At 52.0% G+C, this 19,860-nt stretch carries 8 protein-coding genes; 4 read left to right on the top strand and 4 right to left on the bottom strand.

From position 1 onward, the window contains the following. The first annotated feature begins 2 nt into the window (after positions 1-2). The 3 genes from uvrA (at position 3) to JIN82_RS03830 (ending at position 9,388) form a co-directional block, all read left to right on the top strand. On the top strand, positions 3-5,570 hold the full coding sequence (gene uvrA / locus JIN82_RS17545) for an excinuclease ABC subunit UvrA (protein ID WP_325099465.1): 5,568 nt from the start codon (positions 3-5) through the stop codon (positions 5,568-5,570). Positions 5,571-5,798: 228 nt separating this feature from the next. After that, on the top strand, positions 5,799-7,634 hold the full coding sequence (locus JIN82_RS03835) for a phosphoenolpyruvate carboxykinase (GTP) (protein WP_200310322.1): 1,836 nt from the start codon (positions 5,799-5,801) through the stop codon (positions 7,632-7,634). Positions 7,635-9,028: 1,394 nt separating this feature from the next. Further along, positions 9,029-9,388, top strand: coding sequence for a cupin domain-containing protein (locus tag JIN82_RS03830; RefSeq protein WP_200310321.1), 360 nt, complete (start codon positions 9,029-9,031; stop codon positions 9,386-9,388). An 8-nt stretch (positions 9,389-9,396) separates the two neighbouring features. Here JIN82_RS03830 and JIN82_RS03825 read toward each other — a convergent pair whose 3' ends face one another. Together JIN82_RS03825 and JIN82_RS03820 are read right to left on the bottom strand one after the other, a co-directional pair. Further along, positions 9,397-10,926 carry a sulfatase-like hydrolase/transferase gene (locus JIN82_RS03825; RefSeq protein WP_200310320.1) on the bottom strand — a complete coding sequence of 510 codons (1,530 nt, stop codon included), beginning with the start codon at positions 10,924-10,926 and terminating at the stop codon, positions 9,397-9,399. A gap of 86 nt (positions 10,927-11,012) precedes the next feature. Beyond that, entirely contained in the window at positions 11,013-12,533 is a 1,521-nt protein-coding gene (locus JIN82_RS03820) for a sulfatase (protein ID WP_200310319.1), read from the bottom strand. A gap of 174 nt (positions 12,534-12,707) precedes the next feature. Here JIN82_RS03820 and JIN82_RS03815 point away from each other — a divergent pair, with 174 nt between their 5' ends. Continuing rightward, entirely contained in the window at positions 12,708-12,974 is a 267-nt protein-coding gene (locus JIN82_RS03815) for a hypothetical protein (protein ID WP_200310318.1), read from the top strand. 144 nt (positions 12,975-13,118) lie between these two features. Here the strand turns inward: JIN82_RS03815 and JIN82_RS03810 are convergent, their stop codons facing one another. Both JIN82_RS03810 and secA read right to left on the bottom strand, forming a co-directional pair. Next, a complete protein-coding gene (locus tag JIN82_RS03810; protein ID WP_200310317.1) occupies positions 13,119-16,361 on the bottom strand; it encodes a glycoside hydrolase family 2 TIM barrel-domain containing protein in 3,243 nt (1,080 codons plus the stop codon). A gap of 220 nt (positions 16,362-16,581) precedes the next feature. Beyond that, entirely contained in the window at positions 16,582-19,737 is a 3,156-nt protein-coding gene (gene secA, locus JIN82_RS03805; RefSeq protein ID WP_200310316.1) for a preprotein translocase subunit SecA, read from the bottom strand. Positions 19,738-19,860 lie beyond the last annotated feature (123 nt).

The following is a 19,860-nucleotide window of genomic DNA, read 5'->3' as shown; positions in this document are numbered from 1 at the left end:
GCGTGTCAGCATCATCCCAGTCATCCCAGTCCCGATCCAAGAGCAAGTCATCCCAGCCAGCTGGAAAATCATCCGCTGATGGTGAGGTGATCCGCATTCGCAATGCCGAGCAGCATAACCTCAAGGGGATTGACTGCGACATCCCGCTTGGCGAGATCACCGTGGTCACGGGACCATCTGGCTCGGGTAAATCATCACTGGCATTTCACACTCTCTACGCCGAGGGCCAGCGGCGTTATGTTGAGACCTTTTCTCCTTACGTGCGGCAGTTTTTTGACCGCATGGATAAACCACGCGTTGGCAGCGTGGATGGCATTCCGCCAGCGATTGCTGTTGAGCAGAAAAACAACATCCGCACGACGCGCTCGACCGTGGGCACGCTCACTGAGGTTAATGATTACCTGAAGATCGTATTTGCCCGCATGGCGCGCGCATTCGACCCTGAGACTGGCGAGGAAATCAAACCGGACACGGTGGATGAAATCGTCAGCTGGGCAGAGGAAAATCAGCCAGCTGAAAACCTCATGGTGGTTTTTGCTGTGCCTGTTCCAGCTGGCACCCAGCCAGCGGAATTTTTCACCTTCCTCGAGCAGCAGGCGTACCTGCGTGTGTGGATCAATGGCCAAGTACTGCGCTGCGATGAGCCGCCAGCTGACGGACTAGAGCTGCCTGAAAATGTCTACGTGGTGCAAGACCGCGTCAAAGTGGGCGCGCGCAGCCGAGCACGATTGCGCGAGGCGCTGGAAGCCGCGTTCAAGCTGGGCAAAGGTGAATGCGCTCTGGTAGCTGGCGACGAGCTATTGCGCACATTTTCCAACCAATGGCTGAATGCCAGAACGGGCGAAAAACTACGTCCACCGAGCCCGGGTTTATTTTCCTTCAACCACCCGCTGGGCGCGTGTCCTACTTGCCGTGGGTTTGGCCGTGTGATTGGCATCGATTTAGAAAAATCAGTGCCCGACCCGAGCTTGTCGATCGCCAAAGGTTGTGTGAAACCATTTCAAACCGCGCGTGGCGCTGAGTGCCAGCGCGACCTCATCGCCGCGTGCAAATCAGCTGGCGTCGATACCAAAACACCTTATGCCGAACTCAGCCAAGACGACAAAAACTGGCTGATGTATGGCGACGAAGATGGCAAAGCCAAACGCAAAACCAAACGTCGCGGCGGCTGGTATGGCGTCAAAGGGTTCTTCGACTGGCTGGAAACCAAAACCTACAAAATGCACGTGCGCATTTTCCTCTCGCAGTACAAATCCTACACCACCTGCGGTGTGTGTGACGGTGGGCGTCTGCAGCCAGAAGCATTGGTTTATTCGGTAGCTGGAAAATCACTCCCCGAGCTGTGGGCGATGCCGATCAAGCAGCTGCAAAGCTGGCTCGCCGAGCTAGAGATTTCTCCCAGCCAGCTGGCTGATCGCTCACTCAAACATGCGCTCGACGAGTTCACCTCGCGGCTCCACTACCTAGTGCAGACTGGCTTGAGCTACCTGACGCTCGACCGCCCGTCGCGCACGCTTTCTGGTGGCGAAATTGAGCGGGTGAATTTGACCACCTGTCTGGGCGCGTCGCTATCGAATACCTTATTTGTGTTGGACGAGCCGAGTGTGGGGCTGCACCCACGCGACATCGCCGCGCTCATTGACGTGATCCAAGGGCTGCGCGACAAAGGCAATACTATCGTTGTCGTCGAGCACGAAGAGGCAATCATGAAATCCGCCGACCACCTCATTGACATGGGGCCAGCCGCGGGTGAGGGCGGTGGCGAGATCTGCTACGCCGGTCCGTTGAAGAAAAATGTCAAATCGCTGACGATGGATTTTCTTAGCGGCAAAAAACAAATTGCCACGCCTGAATCGCGCCGTCAGCCAGCTGGCATGATGTCCTTGCTGGGCGCCAGCTGCCATCATTTTGTCGGCGTGGATGTTGATTTTCCGCTGGGAGTATTTTGCTGTATCACTGGGGTTTCTGGTTCGGGCAAATCGACACTCGTTCACGAGCTGCTGCACCAGGCGGTGGCGGATAAACTCAACCAGCCAGTGTCCGAGCGGCAAGGGTTTGTGCGCGACCTCAAAGGCTGGGAAAGCCTCAAGGGAATCGAACTGATTGACCAGTCGGCTTTATCAAAAACACCACGGTCCACGCCAGCTGTGTTCATGGGCGTTTTTGCGCCGATTCGACAGATTTTTGCCGACTCGGTAGATGCCGTGGCCCAAGGGGTGACGCCTGGGTTTTTCTCATTCAACTCCGGCGATGGGCGCTGCCAGCGGTGCATGGGCAATGGATTTGAAAAAATTGAGATGCAATTTCTCAGCGACTTGTACGTGACCTGCCCAGAGTGCGCTGGTCGCCGCTACAGCAAGGCGGCGATGGATTTCCGTGTGCCGCTCGGTGAGGCGCAAATCCGCTACGACATTGCCGAGGTGCTGGAGCTCACGGTAGCTGAGGCATTGACGATTTTTGCTAAACCACCAGCTGGCTGCGCGCGCAAGATGGTGACGCAGTATCGCAAAATTTGTGAAGGTCTAGCCACCATGGCGGACGTTGGTCTCGGTTACCTACGTCTGGGGCAAGCGCTGAATACGCTCTCTGGCGGTGAATCTCAGCGACTCAAGCTGGCTGTCCAGCTAGCGCAGTCGCAAAAATCTGAGTCCACCTTGTTCATCTTGGACGAGCCGACTACGGGTCTGCATTTTGAAGATGTGCAGCGTCTGCTGGAAGTGCTGCAGAAGCTGGTTGATGCCGGTCACTCGCTCTTGGTCATCGAGCACCAGATGGATGTGATCAAATCCGCCGACTACATCATCGACATCGGCCCAGGTGCTGGCGCTGATGGTGGTCGTGTGGTCGCCACAGGCACCCCTGAAGAGGTAGCCGCTGGCGAGACGGAAACTGGCAAGTGGCTGGCGGAAATGCTGGCTGATAAGCGCGAGCAATTCAAAGCCAAGCGAGCGCGCAAAAATGCCGCAGCTGGAAAAATGGGCGCCATTGAGATTCACGGAGCGCGCGAGCACAACCTGAAAAATATCGACGTCACCATTCCTCACGACGAGCTGGTGGTGGTCACCGGCCTGAGTGGCTCTGGCAAGTCGACGCTCGCCTTTGATTTGGTATTTGCCGAAGGCCAGCGCCGATTCCTCGACTCGATGTCGCCATACGCACGCCAGTTTGCCACCCAGATGGAAAAACCAGATGTCGACAGAATCACTGGCCTGCCGCCAACCGTCGCTATTGAACAGAGAATTTCCCAAGGCGGGAGGAAATCTACCGTCGCCACAGTGACTGAGATTTACCACTTCCTGCGCCTGATGTACTCCAAGCTCGGCGTGCAACATTGCCCAGAAAGCGGCCAGCCAGTAGTCAGCCAGACGGCATCGGCTATCCGCGATACTCTGCGCCAGCTGATGAAGCAAGGCGAGCTGGTGCTCACCGCTCCGCTGCTGCGTGGCCGGAAAGGATTTCACACTGAATACGCCGAACGCTGCGCCAAGCTCGGCTACGAGGAAATGCTGGTCGATGGCGAGCTGATCCGCACCGAGGATTTCCAGCCGCTAGCGCGCTACAAAGCGCACGACATCGATGTGGTGGTGGCGCGTACCAGCCAGATGTCGGTCACCGAGCTAGGCGAAGCGGTTGACCGCGCGCTTGAGCTAGGCAAAGGCAGCTGCCGCAGCGCGGTGATAGATGCTGGCCAGCTGGCACCCATCCAGCTGGGCCGCGATGCCATGAGTAGCCATTCTACGGCGATGCTCAGTGAGGCCACGGGCCGGTCGTTTGAGCCACTCGACCCAGCGCATTTTTCCTACAACTCACCGCGTGGCTGGTGCCCGAGCTGTCGTGGCTACGGGGAAATCCCAGCGTCGCAGAAAAATAACAAACTGGACGTGGCTAAATTTGACTCGGTGCTGGATGCCGAAGTGGATGAAGAAAAACGCATGGACAAGGCCGACTCCGACGAGCTGGTGACTTGTCCAGCCTGTGAGGGCGCACGCCTGCGTGAAGACGCCCGCTGGGTGATGGTGCACGGTGTTAGCCTGCCAGAGCTGTCTAAGCTCACAGTGGTGGATGCTGGCGAGCTGGTCTCGCAGTGGAAATTTGGCCAGCGCGAGAAGTTGATTGCGCGCGATATTTTACCAGAAATCACCCAGCGACTGCATTTCCTCGATCAAGTCGGTCTAGGGTACCTACAGCTGGGGCGTTCAGCGGTCACGCTGTCTGGCGGAGAAGCGCAGCGGATTCGTCTAGCTGCCCAGCTGGGATCGAACCTGCGCGGCGTGCTCTACGTGCTGGATGAGCCAACGATTGGCCTGCACCCACGCGATAATGTCAAGTTGCTCGATACGCTGGAATCACTGCGCGCTAAGGGGAATTCCTTGTTGGTGGTGGAGCACGATGAGGAGACGATTGCCCGCGCCAGCCATGTCATCGAGCTCGGCCCCGGTGCCGGCATCAATGGTGGCCAGCTGGTGAAGACTCACGATGTGCCAGGGCTGGTGGAAGAAGCTGCTGGCAAATTTACCAAGCGCTCGATTCCGACGGTGAAAACCAAAGACGCGTGGCTGAAAGTTTTTGGTGCGCATTATAATAACTTGCAAGATATTGACCTGCGCATCCCGCTTGGCCGCCTTACGGTGATCAGTGGTGTGTCAGGATGTGGTAAATCATCATTCATGCGTGGTGTGCTGCGTCCAGCCAGCTTGCTCAATGCTAAGGGCGCGCAAAAATACACTGGCGAGAAGTATTGGAGCAAGCTCGAGGGCTTTGAGCATATCAAAACCAGCTTTGAAGTCGACCAGTCGCCAATTGGCAAAACCTCACGGTCGTGCCCAGCTACTTATGTGAAAATCCTCGACGACATCCGCGCACTCTACGCCCAGCTGCCAGATGCCCGCGTGCGTGGATTTGCCGCTGGCCGCTTCTCATTCAACAATGGCGACGGCCAGTGCCCAGAATGTAAAGGCAATGGTCGTGTCAAGCTGGAGATGGATTTCCTACCTACCACTTGGATTCCCTGCGAGGTCTGCGATCAAATGCGCTACAATAGCGCCACGCTGGAAGTCCGCTACCAAGGGCGCTCCATCGGCGAGGTCTTGCAGATGAGCATTGCCGAAGCCGCGGAGTTTTTCCAAAAACACAACAAACTCCACCGCGTGCTCCAGCTGCTCTGTGATACTGGCCTCGGCTACCTCAAGCTCGGTCAGCCAAGCCCAACACTCAGCGGCGGGGAAGCCCAGCGCATCAAGCTCGTCAGCCAGCTGGCGAAAGGACGCGTCAAGCTCACGAAACAAGCGCTAGTTGGCAAAGGGAACTTATACCTCATCGAGGAGCCTAGCATCGGCCTGCACGTGCAAGATGTGCTACGCCTCATCGATGTGCTCCAGCGGCTCGTCGACGAGGGCCACACGGTGGTCGTTATCGAGCACAATGTGTCCATCATGCAGGCGGCTGATTACATGATCGATATGGGGCCTGAAGCGGGCGCGTTAGGTGGCAAGGTAGTCGCCCAAGGAACTCCGCAAAAAGTTTCCAAATCCAAACAATCACGAACTGCGCCATTCCTCAGAGGGGAATAATTTTGTTGGGGGGCTAGTATCGGCTATCAGCCCCTTTGTTAGCTGGCTCTGAGGCGTTTGTAGTGTCGGTGTTAGTTTGTCTAACTGTGTGAGGATTGCCCCGAATGACGCATATTTTACCACCCCTTATTTCTGATAGATCTGGGGGTGCTAAAACATGTGCAAATCTTCTGAATACGGCTAGATTAATTGCACAATAGCAAAAATGGGGTTTATAGTTTCACCGCCATGAGCACTACACATAAATCATTAGCAAAGTGGGTCGAAGAAATGAAAACTCTGTGTCAACCAAGCGACGTTCGCTGGGCTGACGGTTCAACAGCAGAGTGGGACGAACTTACACAGCTCCTCGTAGACGCTGGTATTTTCACAAAACTTAATCCTGAGAAGCGCCCAAACAGCTTCCTGGCACGCTCAGCACCATCTGATGTTGCTCGCGTTGAAGACCGCACATTCATCTGCTCAGAAAACGAAGCAGACGCAGGTCCAACTAACCACTGGATGGATCCTAAGGAGATGAAAGCTCTCCTCATGCCAAAATTTGAAGGCTGCATGAAAGGCCGTACAATGTACGTTATCCCATTCTGCATGGGACCTCTTGACAGCCCATTCGCCAAGATCGGTATCGAAATCACAGACAGCCCATACGTGGTTGTTAACATGCACATCATGTGCGACACAGGCGCTCACGTTCTTAAGCGTCTCGAAGAAGAGCAAGACGGCAAAGTAAACTTCAACCGTGACGGACACGGTGACTTCGTACGCTGCCTCCACACTGTTGGTGCTCCTCTCGAAGAAGGTCAAGAAGACAGCAGCTGGCCTTGTAACGACGACAAGTACATCACTCACTTCCCAGAAACTCAAGAGATCATCTCATTCGGTTCTGGTTACGGTGGTAACGCTCTCCTCGGTAAGAAGTGCCTTGCTCTTCGTATCGCTTCTTCAATCGGTCGTAAGAACGGTTGGATGGCTGAGCACATGCTCGTACTCGGCGTTGAAAGCCCTGCAGGTGAGAAGAAGTACGTTGCTGCTGCCTTCCCAAGTGCATGTGGTAAAACAAACCTCGCCATGCTCGTTCCACCAAAAGAGCTTCAAGAAGAAGGTTGGAAAGTTACAACAATCGGTGATGACATCGCTTGGCTGTGGCCACACGAAGACGGTTCACTCCACGCAATCAACCCAGAAAGCGGTTGGTTCGGTGTTGCTCCAGGTACTTCTTACGACTCTAACCCAAATGCGATGGAGTCAATGCTCGAGAACTCAATCTTCACTAACGTAGCCCTCACTGACGACGGCGACGTATGGTGGGAAGGTATGACTGACGAAGCTCCTGAGCACCTCATCGACTGGAAGGGCGAAGACTGGACTCCAGATTGTGGACGTCTCTCTTCACACCCTAACTCACGCTTCACAGCACGTGCAAGCCAGTGTCCTTCAATCGACGCTGACTGGACAAACCCAGACGGTGTACCTATCTCAGCAATCGTATTCGGTGGACGTCGTCCATCAACAATGCCACTCGTATACCAAGCTAAGTCTTGGGAAGACGGTGTATTCATCGGTTCTGTAATGGGCTCAGAAGTAACAGCTGCTGCTCTCGACGTAAAAGCTGGTAACGTTCGCCGTGACCCAATGGCAATGCTTCCATTCATCGGCTACCACGTAGGTGACTACCTGCAAAACTGGCTCGACGTTGGTGCTAAAGTTAAGAACCTTCCAGCTATCTTCAACGTAAACTGGTTCCGTAAGTCTGACGACGGCAAGTTCCTCTGGCCTGGCTTCGGCGAGAACACACGCGTTCTCGAGTGGATCCTCAAGCGTGCTGAAGGTCAAGTTGACGGTGTAGAAACATTCGTAGGTAACGTGCCTAAGTTTGAAGACTTCAACACTGCTGGTCTTGACTTCACTGAAGCTGACTTCAACGCAGCTATGGAACTTAAGAAAGACGAGTGGCTCACTGAGCTCAACACTCAAGACGAGTTCCTCACTAAAGTTGGCGACAAGCTTCCTAAAGTGATCCTCGAGAAGCGCCAAGAGCTCCTCGACCGCGTTAACGCTCAGTAATTTCGAAATACTCTCTCAGAGTAATTCATAAGCAATCAACCGCCTCGTTGCTCACGCAGCGAGGCGGTTTTTTGTTTTTTTAAGTCTGTAGTGAGCAGTGATCAGGGAACAGTGGCTGCGCTAGTTTTCAGTTTTCAGTTTTCAGTGACTTTCTGATAGATGACGCACCGCGAAAAAGGTTACGGGTTCAGGACATAGTTTAAAGTTTCATCGTATTGGAACTCACTCTTCTCTCTTCAAAATTCACTCTTCCGCAGGGTGCGTTACTTTTTTTCAAAAATCTCCGGCCAGCCCATGGCGCTGAAGGCGCTACAGAACAAAGCCCAGGGCTTCAGCCCTGGGATAAATGAGAGTCGTGATCGCGCCCTGAAAGGGAGCTAGATATCGTCGCATTCCGGCGAGCACAAAAAAGCGGAGAAGGATCTCCGCACTCCCAAAGCCTGCGGCAGAACTGCGGAACTGCTGAACTGATGTCCTGACCCGTACCCATCGTACTGGAACTCACTCTTCACTCTTCAAAATTCACTCTTCCGCAGGGTGCGTTACTTTTTTTCAAAAATCTCCGGCCAGCCCATGGCGCTGAAGGCGCTACAGAACAAAGCCCAGGGCTTCAGCCCTGGGATAAATGAGAGTCGTGAACGCGCCCTGAAAGGGAGCTAGATATCGTCGTATTCCAGCGAGCACAAAAAAGCGGAGAAGGATCTCCGCACTCCCAAAGCCTGCGGCAGAACTGCAGAACTGCTGAACTGCTGAACTGCTGAACTGCTGAACTGCTGAACTGCTGAACTGCTGAACTGCTGAACTGCTGAACTGATGTCCTGACCCGTACCCATCGTACTGGAATTCACTCTTCACTCTTCAAAATTCACTCTTCCCGCCGTTCAGCTAGCACAAAAAAGCGGAGAAGGATCTCCGCACTCCCAAAGCCTGCGGCAGAACTGCGGAACTGCTGAACTGATGTCCTGACCCGTACCCATCGTACTGGAACTCACTCTTCACTCTTCAAAATTCACTCTTCCGCAGGGTGCATTACTTTTTTCAAAAATCTCCGGCCAGCCCATGGCGCTGAAGGCGCTACAGAACAAAGCCCAGGGCTTCAGCCCTGGGATAAATGAGAGTATTGAACGCGCCCTGCAAGGGAGCTAGATATCGTCGTATTCCGGCGAGCACAAAAAAGCGGAGAAGGATCTCCGCACTCCCAAAGCCTGCGGCAGAACTGCGGAGCTGGCTGGGCTAGCTTGGTTTCATCGTACTGGAATTCACTCTTCTCTCTTCAAAATTCACTCTTCCAAAGGCAGGGTTTCATCGTACTGGAACTCACTCTTCTCTCTTCAAAATTCACTCTTCCAAAGGGTGCGCTTGCTAGCTGGCTAGACTTGGGTGATGGTTTGGCCATGCCTATGACCGTGAATAATCTAGCTGACCAAGATCCGTTTACCACCAAAGACGGATCAACCATCAGAAGCATTTTGGATAAAACCAATGCGCCAGTGCAAAAACAAAGTCTAGCAGAAGCTTTTCTGCCAGCTGGCTGCGCTACGGACCGCCATTACCACAAGCTGAGTGAAGAATTTTATTTCATTGTCAGCGGCGCGGGGAAAATGGAAATCAATGGCGAAGAGAAATTGGTAGGGGCGGGTGATGCCATTCTTATTCCAGCTGGAGAATGGCACCAGATTTCCGCGCAAGAGGACCTCTCCTTCCTCTGTTGCTGTGCGCCGCCTTATCAACACGACGATACCTATTTTGTGTAGCGCTGAGGCTAAGGTAGTTTTGGCTTGTCCTTAGTAAACTGAGCGTCGGCGTCATCCAGCGCATTCAGCATGCCGACGGCCATGGACTTGAGTTTTTCTGGCTGGCTGTTAGCGAGGTTGTTATCTTCGCTGGTGTCTTCTAGCAAGTTGAAGAGTTCATAGGCTTCAGCAGCAGGTTTGTTGTAGTGATAGACAAGCTTCCATGCTCCTTTGCGGTACACGGTAAACTCGGAGCTACGGTGCTCATGCGGGAAATGCATGAGGAAGCTGGTGCGCGGGCTAGCTGTGTTAGCTTCAGCTAGAGCTGGCAGGATATTATTGCCGTCGAGTTTGTGATCTGCTGGTGAACTTGCTCCCGCTAGTGTGGTGATAGTTGGAAATAGGTCCTCAATGCTGGCAAATCCAGCTGATTTGTGAGTGATCGCATTTTGTGCAATCGGCCAGTTTTTCTGTATTGGATGCTCTAGATTTGGTTTTGCCCAAGCGGCGATGAATGGCACGCGCATGCCGCCCTCGTAATAAGTTCCTTTTCTACCACGCAGCGGTGCAGAGCTGCCGATGTCGTAAACCACGTCACCTTTTCTGCCATCCACAGGGGCGTCTGAGCCATTGTCTCCTAGGAAAAAGATAAGTGTGTTTTCCGCTTGGCCAATTTTTTCGAGGTGGGTGATTAGATCGCCCAGCGACTTGTCCATACCTTCCACTAGGCTTGCGTAAGCTGGCATTTCTGATCCTAAGTCATTAGCGTATTTGTCTACGTAGCGTGGATCTGGCTGAAATGGTGCGTGCAGCGCATAGTGAGCGAAATGGAGGAAAAATGGTTTCTTCTCATCTACTGAGGAGTCGATGAGCTTACACGCTTCAATTGTTAGCGCGTCTGATAGGTGGGTGTTGGTGCCGTGGTATGCTTCGAGATTTGGGACCTGATAGAGCCCTTTGCCGTAGTTTTTTTCGCCGTAATAGCTATCTGGTCGCCCGATCGAGTTGCCGCCAATATTGACGTCGAAGCCGATGAATGTTGGGTCACTAGCTGGACTTTTTTGATTACCAAAGTGGGCTTTACCCACGTGATAGGTATTGTAGCCAGCTGGTTTGAGCACTTTTGGCAGGGTAATTTTTTCTGCGGTGATGCCATCCCATTGCCAGTCAGCTGGCCCTTCATTGCGTTTGCGTGGATTGATCCACTGGCTGCTGTGATGGCGAGCAGAACTTTGCCCAGTCATGATAGAAATCCTTGATGGTGAGCACACGCTGTTAGCGTAGAATGTTTCAAAACGATGGCCACGGGATGCCAACATTTCCATGGCTGGCGTATGGTAGTACTCGTTGAGTTTCTGAACCTCTGGCTGGCCTTGTTTGTCTGTTATGAAAGGCACGCTGGTATCCATCAGCCCCATGTCATCGATGAGAAAAATGATGACGTTAGGTTGTGTTGCTTGCTCGCTCTCGGCGGCGGTGGTGAGCTGGCTGGATGCTGAGAACGCTAGCAATAGGCAGCTGGAGAGGTGGCGAAATTTTGGGCGTAGTGAGAATGACATTGGCACGTATGGTGTGATTTTGTAGCGGGCTATTAATATAACTTGGCCGAAAGGTAATGGGATGGCTATCTATCAGTTGATTTGGCCTAAGGTAAAATGGGCTTATCTTTCATGTATTGAGCACCAGCTTGGTTCAGCGCTAGCTGCATAGATGCAGCCATGTGTTTGAGTCTTTCTGGCTGGCTACGGGCTAAGTTGTGAGCTTCTGTTGGGTCATCTAGCAAGTTGAATAGTTCGTAAGCTTGATCAGCTGGTTTGTTGTAATGATAGATGATTTTCCATGGCCCTTGGCGAAATACCGTAAAGTAGGAACTGCGGTGAGCGTGAGGGAAATGCATGAGAAACTCATTGCGCATGCTAGCGCTGTTTGCTGTTGCCAGCACACCGAGCATGCTGGAGCCGTCTAATGGATGACCAGCAGGCGCGTCGCAGCCAGCAAGCTCTAGCGTTGTTGGGAATAGATCTTCGATAGAGGCAAATCCATGCTCTTTGCTAGTGATTTGATTTTGCGCTAACGGCCATTTTTTCTGCAAGGCAGAGCTGGCTGTAGGTGTGACCCAGCTGGCAATGAATGGCACGCGCATGCCGCCATCGTAATGGGTGCCTTTTTTACCACGTAGCGGCGCAGAGCTGCCGATTTTCTGACTAACATTACTTTTGCGCCCGTGATAAGGCGCGTCAGATCCGTTATCGCCGAGGAAAAAGAGAATCGTATTTTCACCGAGACCCTTGTCTTCGAGGTGGCTGATGAGGTCGCCTAGCGATTTGTCCATGCCCTCTACCAGACTGGCGTAGGCGGGCATGAGTGGGTCAGCTTCGTCGCTGTATTTATCTGCGAAGCGTGGATCTGGCTGGAATGGCGCGTGCAGCGCGTAGTGGGCGAGCTGCAGGAAGAATGGTTTGCCGTCGGCTATAGACTTATCAATCTGCTTACAGGCTTCTATGGTTAGAGCGTCGGTGAGATGAGTATCAGTGCCATGATAGGCTTCTAAATGTGGAACATGATAGATGCCGCTTCTATAGTTATCTTTTCCAGAGTAGCTGGCTGGGCTGCCGATAGAGCAGCCGCCAATGTTGATATCAAAGCCAATAAATTTGGGGTCCGCCGCCGGGCTGTTGAGCGGACCATAATGGCCTTTGCCAATGTGAATGGTGCGGTAGCCATTTTGGCGGAGAACTTTTGGCAGCGTGACTTGGTCGGCTGCAATGCCATCCCAGCGCCAGCCGTCTGGCCCCGCATTTCTTTCATCTTGATTGATCCACTGGGTGCTTCTGTGTCTAGCGGAGCTCTGCCCAGTCATGATAGAAATTCGTGACGGTGAGCACACGCTGTTAGCGTAGAAGGTTTCAAATCGATGACCGCGCGACGCCAGCATTTCCATAGCTGGTGTGTGGTAGTATTGGTTGAGTGGATAGATTTTTGGCTGGCCAGCTTCGTCGGTGATGAAAGGCACGCTGGTATCCATCAGCCCCATGTCATCAATGAGGAAAAATATGATGTTTGGTTTTTCCTCAGGCTGGGCGCCTGTGCTCAGGCAAAGCGCGCCGGTAGTTAGGCAGGCGAGTGCATTGAGTTTGGTGATGGCCTGGCGGAAAATAAGTGTCATTGGCGTGCGGGGTGAAATAGCTCGCTGCGTGTGCTGGCGGTTGTCTGTGAAATGAATACGTCGTTAGGCCGCGGATTATTTCTTCTTTGCCTACATCTGGCTGGCGCAAAGGTGTTTGTGAGCGGGCTAAATTCGCGCTTGGAGCGGCGTTCGATCTGGCTTAGCGTGTGGGTGATGGCAAAAAAGAGAGCAAGCTGGGTTCAGGTATGTATGGGCCTATCAAAGACGATTCTTCATACGCGCGAGTTGCGACGTAAGATCTTGTTTCAGCTGCTCATATTTCTATTGATCATCGTAGTTTTGGGCGCGTGGCCGCTAGCTGGTTTCCTCGGCAAGCATGTCTGGCTCTTTGTGATTTGGTGGTTTGGCTGCGTTTTTTACACCTTGCTGGTGATCTTATTAGCCATCTACGACATGTTGATGGTGATGAAGGGACGCTAGCTGCTACGACGGGGCATTTTAGCTTCAGCTACTACGGGCTGAGTAAAAATGTTGCATTGTGACTAACGAAAAATGCCCGCGAGCTGATGACCATTAGAGGTCGATCGGCCCACGGGCATGAAGGTTGAATTGATTCAGCGTGTATTACTTGCTGATAGGAGTGAATACGATCTCCTGCTGAACAGGTTCACCAACTGGAACTTTCACTTTGCTAGAACCACCCCAGCGGTTACCAACACCACCGCGGTAGGCGTCAAAACAGACAGTATTTACGCCAGCTGGAACGAGGTTAGCTTCGTGGGCTACGTCGATGAGGTCAGCCATGTTGAATGGTGTCGCCATGAACTGGAACGGTGTTGAGCTGGTAGCACGCAGACCAACTTTTGCGTCAGCGGAAGTAATTTCAAGCCAACGAAGATCTGTGCGGTTGCCGCTTTCTTCCGGTACCACATAGTTGTGTGGCAGTGCGTCTACAGTGGAGCTGTAGATTCCGAGGTCAGCGCCGAGGTTTCTATCCGCATAGTTTTCGTGTGGTCCTCTGCCGTAGTAGTTCACCTGGCTGAGCTCTGGTGCAAAACCAGCTTTCACGCCATAACAGAAGACAGTACCGAAGCCAGTTTTTGGCAGGCCTTTAGACGGAATTGTTGTCTCTTGTTTGATGATAAGTTGACCGTCAGCGAGGACTTCATAGCTTAGTTTGTTGCTGAAGCTAGCTGGGCCTTTCTTATCTGGGGTAGGGAGTGGGTAATCCAGTTGCAGATCAATTTTAACACTTTGATCGGTTTGTGTTGCGACACTGAGTGAGGCAAGTTTTGGATTTTCATTCATTTTCAGAATGGCTGTAGAATGCGCACGTCCTTTTTTGTGACCATTGAGGGTATTGGCACGGTGGAAGTTAGGCTTCAATGGAGCTTTGAGAAGTTCCTGTTGCTTCACTTTGTATGAGCTGATGAAACCAGTCTTTTTATCAACAGTGATCTGAGCTGGGCCAGCTGTAACGACTACGCTGGTTTTGCTGTCATCTACTTTGATAGAACCTGCTTTTGCTACTGGCTGAACACCCTGGCTGTATGGCTGAAGGACAGTTTCATTAGAAGCGATGCGGTATCCTTTTTTCTCCCAGCTGGTATCTTCAGCTAGCAGGCTGTCAAAACGGAGCACGTACTCGTGGCCTTTCTCTAGCTTGATAGCGCTGAGGTCAGGTGTGTAGATGTATTTGCCTTCTTTGTTAGCTTTGAGTGCTGGAACTTGTTGACGATGTACTTCCTCGCCGTCCTTAAGAACGATGGTGAAGGTGTCTAACTCGTTGATGTCAAGATTGTTGAATTCGTTGATGAATTCGTAGCTGCCAGCCGTGGCTGTTGGTTTTGCCCAAATGGACTGGTAACACTTCTGAACTTCGAAGAGCTGTGGGTTAGGTCTACGGTCAGCTGTGATGATGCCGTTAATACAGAAGGCTTTGTCGTTTGGTGAGTCATTGAAATCACCACCGTAGGCCTGAATGATATTGCCAGTTTTTTCATCCTTTTTGTACAGAGCTTGGTCTACCCAGTCCCAGATGTAACCACCTTGAAGGAGCTCGTGCGCTCGGATGGTCGCCCAGTACTCGTCGAGGCCACCCACACTGTTGCCCATTGAGTGAGCGTATTCACAGAGAATTGCTGGGCGGCGAGTTTTTGGATCGGCTGCTGGGATCTTGAACTCAGGTCCATACTTGCTGCTAGCTGCGTCTACGGCTTTGCCTGTTGCATAAGCGGCTAGGCGTTCAGGTGGTGCATACATTGGAGCCCAGAAATCAACGTAGTCGTCAAAGCCTGCGCGTTCGTAAGCGACGAGTCTGTTGGATTTATCTAACTCACGGATTTTAGCTACTGCAGCACGGTAGTTGATACCGTTGCCACCTTCGTTACCAGGTGACCATTGGATGATAGACGCGTGGTTTCTGTCGCGCAGAACCATACGCTCGACACGGTCAACGTGTGCATTCATCCAGCTTTCATGTTTGGCGAGTGATTTGGCGCCGTACTTCATGCCGTGGCTTTCATTGTTAGCCTCGTTGCAGACGTAGAGACCGTACTCGTCACAGAGTTGGTACCAACGTGGATCGTTGGCGTAGTGAGCAGTACGTACAGCGTTGATGTTGTGACGCTTCATGAGCATGATGTCTTTGAGCATCATTTCCATGGTGACAACGTGGCCGATTTCAGGGTCGTGCTCATGGCGGTTAACACCTTTCACAAGGATAGTTTCACCATTGATAGTGAAGAGCCCTTTGTCGTTCATTTTAGCTTCTCTGAAGCCAATGCGGTAAGGAACGGCTTCGGTAACTTTGCCGTCTACCAGCTGCTGCATGTAGAGTGTGTAGAGCTCAGGAGTTTCAGCAAACCACTTCTTCGGCTCGCTAACTTTTTGCTTCCACTCGATGTTAGCGCTTTCGCCGCTGTTTACCGTGACCGTATCAGATGTCCACTGGTGAAGTTCTTTGCCTTCACTATCAACCAGACTAAACTTCAGCTGGCTAGATGCTTTTTCTGAGTTGTCGTTACGCAGTTCAACGTCGACGGATAGGTCTGCATCTTTCCAGTTAGAGTCAAAGGTAGTGACTACTGAGAAGTCGCGGATGTGAAGTTTTGGTTTAGCAATGAGCTCAACGCTTCTGAAGATACCGGACAGGCGCCAGAAATCCTGACACTCGAGGTAGGAACCGTCACTGTGGCGATAGAGTTCTACGGCGATGGTGTTGTTCCCATCTTTGAGGTAAGGATTCAGTTTGAACTCAGCTGTTGTGCGGCCTCCTTGTGAATAACCAACTTTTTCGCCATTCACCCAGATGTAGAATGCTGAAGCTGCGCCATAGAAATTAACGGCGACTTCTTTGTCTTTCCAATCAGATGGAATGGTGAAATCACGGCGGTATGAACTCACCGGGTTTGGTTCGCGTGCGGTGAGCGCATCTGCTGAATGCGGCTCCATGACGAATGGTGGGTTTGGCTTGAATGGGTAGGTGGTGTTCACATAGAGAGGTGTACCGTAACCTTTCAGCTCTACGTTAGATGGTACGTCGATGGTGTCCCATTTGCTAACGTCATAGCTTGTTTTGTAGAAATCAACGGGACGCTTATCTGGATGATTGACCCAGTGGAATTTCCATTTGCCATCGAGGCTTTGAGTCCATGGTCCATGTTGACCGTCGATTTTCCACGGCTGACTAGCTAACTCATAGCTAGGGTATGAGTAGAAGAAGGCGTGGGCATCTTCTTTGTTTTTACCAATCATCAGCTCGTTTTCCCAGTCGGGAGCGGAGCCAGCATTAGCGGATGTTCCAGCCAGGATGGCTGTGGCCGCTAAGGCGCAGGTTTGTTTCCAATTTGTTAGTTGAGTCGTCATGAATTATCTTTTGCCGTGTTTACAGGGGGGGGGATGACATATCAATACGCGTCAAATAAGAAAAAATTATGCGCAGGTGAGGATACTATCAAAAAAATAGAATATAGTACCACCTAGGGGCTGCGGGGTGGCTGCCTTTTTTGCTAGCTCAGGGCACAAAAAAAAAGCTGCCCGCTTGGGCAGCTTTTTGTAAATGAATAGGCGATCTAGTTAGTATAGATTATTCCTTATCGCCTTCGGCTTCAGGAGCGCGCTGCTTTTTTGGCAGGCTGATGGCTTTCTTCTGCTTGCTTTTAGGCAATGAGATTTTAATTGGTTTCTCTGAGCTACTGCCGGCAGCAGGGTTGATGTTGCCTGAGCTACCGGTGAGGGCCATGTTGATCTCGTTGATAATGTCTTCAGGGTTGTTCATTTCCTGAGGCATATTTGCCAGCATTTGCTCGAAGTGAGACATGTTAGCGCTAGAGCGGAACAGGTTGCTGAGCGTCTCATTGTCGATATTGTTCATGAGGTCTTCGAACAAGACGTAGGCCTCATTTTTGTATTCGACGAGTGGATCTTTTTGCCCCTGAGCACGCAGGTGAACACCTTCGCGCAGCGCATCCATGTTGTAGAGGTGTTCCTGCCAGAGTTTGTCGATGGCAGTCATGATGATCTGGCGCTCGCTATAGTCGAGCATGCCTGCATCTGCACCTTCGTTTTTCAGCTCGTAGGCTTTGGTGACTTCCTCGATGATGAACTTGGCATTGCCTTCGCTATCGCGGTCAGCAAATCCACAGCTATCGATATCTAGCTGGAGTGGGAATGTTGAGTTCACCCAGTTGAGCATTTCAGCCAGATCTGGAGATCCTTCGTCACGCTCTTCCATGAAGTGATAGACTCGTGCGCTGATCGCTTTGTCGATGACTTCGTTAATTAGGTCGCGTGGATTTTCTGACTCGAGAACTTCGTTGCGGTAGCCGTAGACGACTTCACGTTGTTGGTTCATCACGTCATCGTAGTCGAGCACGCGCTTACGCATCATGTAGTCACGTTGTTCTACGCGCTTCTGAGCTGTCTCTACAGATTTGTTGAGCCACTTGTGCTCGAGCGCTTCGCCGTCTTCCATGCCAAATCGATCCATCATGGCAGTCATGCGGTCAGCGGCTGCGAAGTTGCGCATCAGATCATCCTCAAATGAGATGTAGAACTGGCTGCGACCTGGGTCACCCTGACGAGAACAACGGCCGCGTAGCTGGCGGTCGATACGACGTGATGGGTGACGCTCAGTGGCGAGAACGAAGAGTCCGCCAGCTTCAGGTACACCTTCACCGAGTTTAATATCGGTACCACGACCAGCCATGTTAGTAGAAACGGTAACCGCTCCTTTTTGACCAGCGTTTCTAACGATCTCAGCCTCCTGCATGTGTTGTTTGGCGTTGAGAACCTTGTGAGGAATCTTAGCGCGCTGCAGCATGCGTGATAGAGTTTCGGAAGATTCAACAGAGGCTGTACCAGCGAGTACTGGCTGGCCTTTGTCGTGGGCTTCTTGAATTTTCTGCACCACCGCATTGTATTTCTCACGGCGAGTTTTGAAGACCTGATCGTTTTCGTCGATGCGCTGGTTCGGACGGTTAGTCGGAATTGGTAGAACGTCGAGTCTGTAGATGTCGTGGAATTCAGCCGCTTCAGTTTCCGCAGTACCCGTCATGCCGGCTAGCTTCTGATAGAGGCGGAAGTAGTTCTGAATGGTAATGGTGGCGTAGGTTTGAGTTTCGCGTTCAACTTCTACTCCTTCTTTGGCTTCAACTGCTTGGTGGAGGCCATCTGACCAACGGCGACCTGGCATTTCACGACCTGTGTTTTCGTCAACGATAACCACTTTGTTTTCGCTGATAACGTATTCCACATCTTTCTCATACAGGCAGTAGGCCTTGAGGAGCTGAGAAATGGCGTGAATCTTGGTACCTTGATTGTCGAGGCGCTCTTGCAAGCTCTGCTTGTTAGCGAGTCGTTCTTCTTTGCTGAGGCCTTCGTCGGCGTCGAGCTCAGCGTAGGCGGTGCCAAGGTCTGGGAGAACAAATGCCTCTGGATCTTCTGGGTCTAGCAGGTTGCGGCCCATTTCCATGAGATCAGCATCGTGTGCTTTTTCATCGATGGTGTAGTAGAGCTCTTCCTTGATGGCAAAGAGGTCGCGTTTCTGCGAATCTTGGTACATGGAAAGCTCGGTCTTTTCGATCAGGCGGCGAGCGTCAGGCTCTTCCATGAAGCGCATCAGCTGACGGTTGCGTGGGTTGCCCAGCTTGATTTTGAAAAGTGCGCGTCCAGCGGTTTCAAAGTCTTCAGCTTTGAGCGCTTTTTTCGCTTCTCCAGCGAGCTCGTTGCAGAGCACGTTTTGTTTTTTGACCAGCTGCTCGACGAGTGGTTTGTAGAGCGGGTATTGGTCGGAGTTAGAAACGGTAGATGGACCTGAAATGATGAGCGGTGTACGCGCTTCATCAATGAGGATGGAGTCCACCTCATCAATAATCGCAAAGTAGTGGCTGCGCTGCACTTGTTCTTCTTTTGAAGAAGCCATGCCGTTATCACGAAGGTAATCAAAGCCAAACTCGGCATTGGTTCCGTAAGTGATATCGCATTCGTACTGCTCGCGGCGCAGGTGCGGTGGCATCTGCCCCTGAATACAACCAACTGAGAGACCGAGGTAGCGGAACACAGCTCCCATCCAGTCGGAGTCACGGCGTGCGAGGTAATCGTTAACGGTGACGACGTGAACGCCGAGACCAGTTAGTGCGTTAAGGAAAACGGGTAGAGTAGCGACCAGAGTTTTACCCTCACCGGTCTGCATTTCTGCAATCATGCCGCGGTGCAGTGCAATACCGCCGATCAGCTGGACGTCGAAGTGAACCATTTCCCACGTCATGGTTGTGTCGGTGACATTGATCTCTGAACCACACAAACGGCGTGCTCCATTTTTCACCGCCGCGTAGGCTTCTGGTAGAATTTCGTCGAGGTACTTGGCGCGTGCGCGTGGAAAATCGTCTTCGATCTCGGTAAATGCTTTTTTACCAGCTTCGATAGATTCTACCGAAGCATCACATTTTGGCAGTGATGAATATTCTGAGCGCAATGAGTCAAGGCGCTCGTTCATGAGTTCGGCGACGGCCTCGAGCTGCTCGCTATCCATTTGCTCAAGCTGACGAACAGTGGGGGCACCGAGTGGAAGATAGCGATGTAGGTGCTTTTGCCAGCCTTGAACTCTGGCTTGAAGTGCCTCCTCAGATTCTTTCTGATAAGCCTCTTCGAGTTCGTTAATTTTGGCGACGACAGGGGCAAGGCGCTTCACTTCGCGCTGGTTCTTACTGCCGACGATTTTTTGGAGAATCCACTTGAGCATGATGTATTACGCGTTGTTAATGATTAACGCGCGATTTGCATACACATCTGTAGCAACTTATGCAAGCCAACGGATGGATTTTGGCCATTAATAGTCCAGTTAGGGGCGATTAAGGTCCAAAAT

It is taken from the genome of Persicirhabdus sediminis (assembly GCF_016595495.1).
Lineage (GTDB): Bacteria > Verrucomicrobiota > Verrucomicrobiia > Verrucomicrobiales > Akkermansiaceae > Persicirhabdus > Persicirhabdus sediminis.
Note: the sequence above shows the minus strand (reverse complement) of the source record. Positions and strands in the feature narration are given on the sequence as shown.

What these genes read in the sequence shown, in the direction of transcription:
- JIN82_RS03835 (WP_200310322.1), top strand. Translation starts at nt 5,799, where the DNA reads ATGAGCACTACACATAAATCATTAGCAAAGTGGGTCGAAGAAATGAAA.
- JIN82_RS03830 (WP_200310321.1), top strand. Translation starts at nt 9,029, where the DNA reads ATGCCTATGACCGTGAATAATCTAGCTGACCAAGATCCGTTTACCACC.
- JIN82_RS03825 (WP_200310320.1), bottom strand. Translation starts at nt 10,926, where the DNA reads ATGTCATTCTCACTACGCCCAAAATTTCGCCACCTCTCCAGCTGCCTA.
- JIN82_RS03820 (WP_200310319.1), bottom strand. Translation starts at nt 12,533, where the DNA reads ATGACACTTATTTTCCGCCAGGCCATCACCAAACTCAATGCACTCGCC.
- JIN82_RS03815 (WP_200310318.1), top strand. Translation starts at nt 12,708, where the DNA reads ATGGCAAAAAAGAGAGCAAGCTGGGTTCAGGTATGTATGGGCCTATCA.
- JIN82_RS03810 (WP_200310317.1), bottom strand. Translation starts at nt 16,361, where the DNA reads ATGACGACTCAACTAACAAATTGGAAACAAACCTGCGCCTTAGCGGCC.
- secA (WP_200310316.1), bottom strand. Translation starts at nt 19,737, where the DNA reads ATGCTCAAGTGGATTCTCCAAAAAATCGTCGGCAGTAAGAACCAGCGC.